4 protein-coding genes are annotated in these 4,860 nt (G+C 69.7%); all 4 read left to right on the top strand.

The window, feature by feature from the left end; genetic code table 11:
- Positions 1-458: 458 nt before the first annotated feature.
- Positions 459-734 (top strand): hypothetical protein, encoded by a 276-nt coding sequence (locus tag AB1578_22060; protein MEW6490583.1) that lies wholly within the window; start codon positions 459-461, stop codon positions 732-734.
- Positions 634-1,071: a type II toxin-antitoxin system PemK/MazF family toxin gene (locus AB1578_22055; GenBank protein ID MEW6490582.1), complete on the top strand. Its 438-nt coding sequence runs from the start codon at positions 634-636 to the stop codon at positions 1,069-1,071. Before AB1578_22060 ends, AB1578_22055 begins: the two co-directional genes overlap by 101 nt.
- A gap of 133 nt (positions 1,072-1,204) precedes the next feature.
- Positions 1,205-4,075, top strand: coding sequence for a DEAD/DEAH box helicase family protein (locus AB1578_22050; GenBank protein ID MEW6490581.1), 2,871 nt, complete (start codon positions 1,205-1,207; stop codon positions 4,073-4,075).
- A gap of 295 nt (positions 4,076-4,370) precedes the next feature.
- Positions 4,371-4,860 (top strand): M1 family peptidase (locus AB1578_22045; GenBank protein MEW6490580.1); only part of this gene is annotated, 490 nt, incomplete at its 3' end.

Below are 4,860 nucleotides of genomic sequence, written 5' to 3'. Positions count from 1 at the left end.
CCAGCACTCCACGGCCGACGCCTGGGAGAAGACCAAGAAGGGCTTCGGAGACGCCTTCGAGACCCTCAAGGGCACCTGGGACAAGGCCCGGAAGGAGATCGCCCCGGAGCCGTAACCGCGGCCGCCCGGGGGGTTGGCCCCCCCCCCGAAACCCGGCTCGTGTCTGTGCCGGGCCTCGGGGGGGGGAGTTCCCGGCCCGTCAATTCCCGTTCGTGCCCCTCCTACGCATGAAGCCTCCCGAGACCCGAGCCGCCCCCCCTCTCCCGCTTCCGCGACCTCCCCCCCAGACCTCCAGGCCCGAGAGCTCGACTTCTTCGGCAACGCCCTCTGTGGCTGGTATGCCGGTCCCCCAGAGAAAGCGCGCCAGCCGGGGTTGATGCCCGATCGCCTTGACGTCAGGGGAGAACCGGGTTGCGGCCGGCTTTGTTGTGGCATAGGCTCATGGCAGGAGGTGTGCCATGAAGACTACTGCCACAGCCAACTTCCATCTACCCCTGCCCAATGAGCTGCGAGACATGCTGCGCGAGGAAGTCGAACGCTCCGGCAGGCCGGCGACGGTGATCGCACGGGAGGCTTTGACCCAGTGGCTCGAGGAGCGCCGGCGAAGCCGGTTGCGGGAGGAGATCGCCGCCTATGCCTCGGCATGTGCAGGCACTCCCGCCGATCTCGACGAGGAATTGGAGCGGGCTGGTCTCGAGTTGCTTACAGACGAGGACGCCCATGAAGCGCGGTGAAGTATACGTGGCGGAGCTTCAGCCTCGGTCCGGCTCCGAGCAGCGGGGCATACGCCCGGTTGTCGTCGTGTCCCACGATGGATTCAACGACGTTCCGGCCTGGCGGTCCGTGATCGTTGTCCCGTGCTCGACCTCGGCGTCCCAAGCCCGCCGCGGCCCAACGGCAGTGCCGCTCGCGAAAGGAACCGCAGGTCTCAAGCACGATGGAGTGGCTCTGTGCCATCAGATTACGACGCTTGACCGGTCCAAGTTGACGAAACGGATCGGCGCCTTGCCGGAGGCCGTTCTGGCGGCGGTGAACGCGGGACTGCTAGCGGCTTTGGACCTGGGCAAGTGATACCCCGCCAGGCACAGGCCATCGCGAGAGATACCGCCGCCATCCTCGCGTATCGCATGGTGCGCCCCGTGCCCGCCGGTCCTCGGCGAACGGCTATCTTCTAGTACCGCGGCGGCCGGAAGAGGAGCATGCCGTGCGCAACCAGGCGTCCCCCTCGGGCCAAGGGTTTCTCGCCGGGCAACGCGCCCCGGAGGAATGGCCCTGGGACCGGGTTCATCGCCGTTCGCCCCCTGCCGACAAGATCGCCCTCTTCCGCGCCCTCTTCCGCGGCCGCGAAGACGTTTACTCCCGCCGCTTCGAGAGCCGCAAGACCGGCAAGTCCGGCTACCAGCCGGCCTGCGCCAACGAATGGGCCCGGGGCCTGTGCGACAAGCGCGCGACCAAGTGCGCCCAGTGCCCTCATCGCCGGTTCCTCCCCGTCTCCGACGAAGCAATCGGCTGGCACCTCTCCGGCCGCGACAAGGCCGAAAAGCCCTTCGTCATGGGCGTCTACCCCATGCTCCAGGACGAGACCTGCTTCCTCGTCGCCGCAGACTTCGACAAGGAGCGCTGGCAGGAGGACGCGGCAGCGTTCGCGGAGACCTGCCGGCGGCTGGGCCTGCCCGCCGCAGTGGAGAGGTCCCGCTCCGGCAAGGGCGCCCACGTCTGGATGTTCTTCGAGGAGGCTGTCCCCGCGGCCCTTGCGCGGAAGCTGGCCTCCCATGTCCTCACCGAGACGATGGAGCGCCGGCCCGAGGTCGGGCTGGAGTCCTACGACCGCCTGGTGCCGAGCCAGGACACCTTGCCCAGCGGAGGCTTTGGCAGCCTCATCGCGCTGCCGCTTCAGAAGGCGCCCCGGGAGAGCGGAAACAGCCTCTTCGTCGACGAGAGCTTCGTGCCCCACCCGGACCAGTGGGCGTTTCTGGCCGCCGTGCGGCGCATCGCCCCGGCTCAGGCCGAGGAGCTCGTGCGCGAAGCGGAAGGCCGGGGACGAATCGTGGGGGTGCGCCTGCCCCCCACGGACGAGGACACCGAGGGCGACGCGCCGTGGGGTGCCCCTCCCTCGCGGCGCCGCCCGGATCCTCCCCTCACGGATCTTCCCGAGACGCTGGAGGTGGTGCTCGGGGACCAGCTCTACGTGCCCAAGGAGGGCCTTCCCCCAGGCCTTCGCAATCGCCTCTTGCGCCTGGCGGCCTTTCAGAACCCCGAGTTCTACCGGGCACAGGCCCTTCGCCTGCCGACCTTCGACAAGGCCCGGATCGTCGCCTGCGCCGAGGACCATCCCCAGCACATCGGCCTGCCCCGAGGCTGCCTGGAGGACGTCGCCGCACTCCTCTCGGAGCTCAAGGTCGGCTGCACCCTTCGGGACGAGCGCTGCCAGGGGGCGCCCCTGCCGGTCTCGTTCTCCGGGGAGCTGCGCCCCGAGCAGAGGGCCGCCGCCGAGGCGATGGCCGCCCACGACACAGGCGTCCTCTCCGCCACCACGGCCTTCGGGAAGACGGTGGTTGCCGCCTGGCTCACCGCACGGCGCGGCGTCAACACTCTGGTCCTCGTTCACCGCAGGCAGCTCCTGGAGCAGTGGGTGGAGCGCCTCTCGGCGTTTCTCCGATGCCCGACCGCAGCCATCGGGCAGATCGGCGGGGGGAGGAGGAAGGCGACCGGAGCCCTGGACGTGGCCCTCGTGCAGAGCCTGGTGCGAAACGGCATGGTGGACGACCTGGTGGGCGGCTACGGCCATCTCGTGGTGGACGAGTGCCACCACCTTCCCGCCCGCAGCTTCGAGCTGGTCGCCAGGCGGGCCAAGGCCCGGTTCGTCACCGGGCTTTCGGCCACCGTCCAGCGCAAGGACGGCCAGCACCCCATCATCTTCATGCAATGCGGCCCGGTGCGCTACCGCGTGGAGCCCAGGAAGCAGGCGCTGGCCCGGCCCTTCACCCACTCGGTGATCGTCCGTCCCACGGGATTTCGATCGCGCGGGCAGCCCGATCCCAACCCCCGCACCCGGTTTCAGGCGCTCTACGGGGAGCTGATCGCGGACGACGCCCGCAATCGGCTCATCTGCGAAGACGTGGCGGCGGCGGTTCGAGAGGGCCGGTCACCGGTCGTGCTGACCGAACGTACCGAGCACGTGGAGCTCCTGGCCGAGCGTCTGTCCGGCGAGGTCCGCCACCTGATCGTGCTTCGCGGCGGCATGGGCAGAAGAGGCCTCAAAGCCGTTCTCGCCCGACTGGCGGCCGTTCCCGAGACCGAGGAACGGGTCCTCCTGGCCACCGGCCGCTACCTCGGCGAAGGGTTCGACGATGCCCGACTGGACACCTTGTTCCTGGCCCTTCCGGTGTCCTGGCGCGGGACCGTGGCCCAGTACGCCGGCCGCCTGCACCGGCTGCACGACCGCAAGCGCGAGGTCCGCGTGTACGACTACTCCGACCTCGACGTGCCGATGCTGGCCCGGATGTTCGAGAGGCGCTGCCGGGGCTACGAGGCCATCGGCTACACGGTGGAGCTGCCCGCGAGCGCCGTGCCGGGGTGGCCGGCCAAGGTAGCCCTTCCTGCAGACCCCCGATGGAAGCAGGACTACGCGGCGAGCATCCGCCGCCTGATCCGCGACGGCGTCGACGAGCCCCTCGCGGCCCTCTTCCTCCGCGCCTGCCGCCCGATCTCGGTCGAGGCGGAAGGCGCCGCGCGGGCCCGGAGTGCGAGCGAAGCGTTCCTGTACCGCCGCCTCGAGACTCTGTCCCACACGGCCGGGAAGTTCCGCCTGAACGCAGAGCTCCCGATTTCCTTCGACGGCCGGGGACAGATGGAAGTCGACCTCCTCGCCGCCAGCAGTCGGGTGGCCGTCGAGATCGACGGCGCCCAGCACCTGGCCGACCCCGCCGCCTACCGCCGCGACCGGCGAAAGGACCTGCTCCTCCAAGAGAACGGCTACCTCGTCCTGCGGTTCCTGGCAGACGACCTCGGCACCCGCCTGGAAGAGGTGCTCGAGGCGATCCAGCGCGCGCTGGCGCACCAGGAGCGGACGTGAGAACGGGACCCCGTCGCCCTTCTTGGAAGTGGAAGGAGCGAATGGCGTCGGAAAGAAGGCCAATCATTCGGTATCGGCCCTGGCGAATCGGCTTGGAAGGTTCCGGGGCCTGCGGTATATGCTCTGAGAGGCGCCACCCACTGGAACCGCAACTTCCGAATACTCCTCCTCGAGACGGCCGGAACCTGCTCACCCCGAACCGAGCGAGAATTGAGCCCTCGACGGGTTCCTCGGCCCCCGATCCCATCCCCTGACCCCCGGCTCCACAACCCCTGATCCCCCCCTGGAGGAACCCGTGACCGCAACCGCCCTCGACCCGTTCCGACTGCCCACCTCGGCCGTGCCGACCCACTACGACCTCACCCTGGAGCCCGACCTGGAGGCCGGCTCCTTCGCGGGCCGCGCCGCCATTCGGATCGAGGTACGGGAACGCCTGGAAGTGCTCGTGCTCAACGCCAAGGAGCTCGAGATCCGGGAGGCGCGGCTCGACGGTCGTCCCGTGGCCGGGGTCGCCCTCGACCCCGAGCGCGAGCGGGTGGCGTTTGCGGCGCCGGGCTGCCTCGAGCCCGGCCCCCGCACCCTGGAGGTCGTCTTCCGGGGGGCCCTGAACGAGAAGCTCGCCGGGTTCTACCGGTCCACCTTCACGGACGACCAGGGGCGCAGGCACACCATCGCCACCACCCAGCTCCAGAGCACCGACGCCCGGCGGGCGTTCCCCTGCTTCGACGAGCCGGCCTTCAAGGCCACGTTCTCGGTGACCCTGGTGATCCCCGAGGGGCTCACCG

Source organism: Thermodesulfobacteriota bacterium (assembly GCA_040756475.1).
GTDB lineage: Bacteria > Desulfobacterota > Deferrisomatia > Deferrisomatales > JACRMM01 > JBFLZB01.
The sequence above is the reverse complement of the archived record's forward strand: the minus strand, read 5'-3'. Positions and strand labels throughout refer to the sequence as shown.

What these genes read in the sequence shown, in the direction of transcription:
- AB1578_22060 (MEW6490583.1), top strand. Translation starts at nt 459, where the DNA reads ATGAAGACTACTGCCACAGCCAACTTCCATCTACCCCTGCCCAATGAG.
- AB1578_22055 (MEW6490582.1), top strand. Translation starts at nt 634, where the DNA reads ATGCCTCGGCATGTGCAGGCACTCCCGCCGATCTCGACGAGGAATTGG.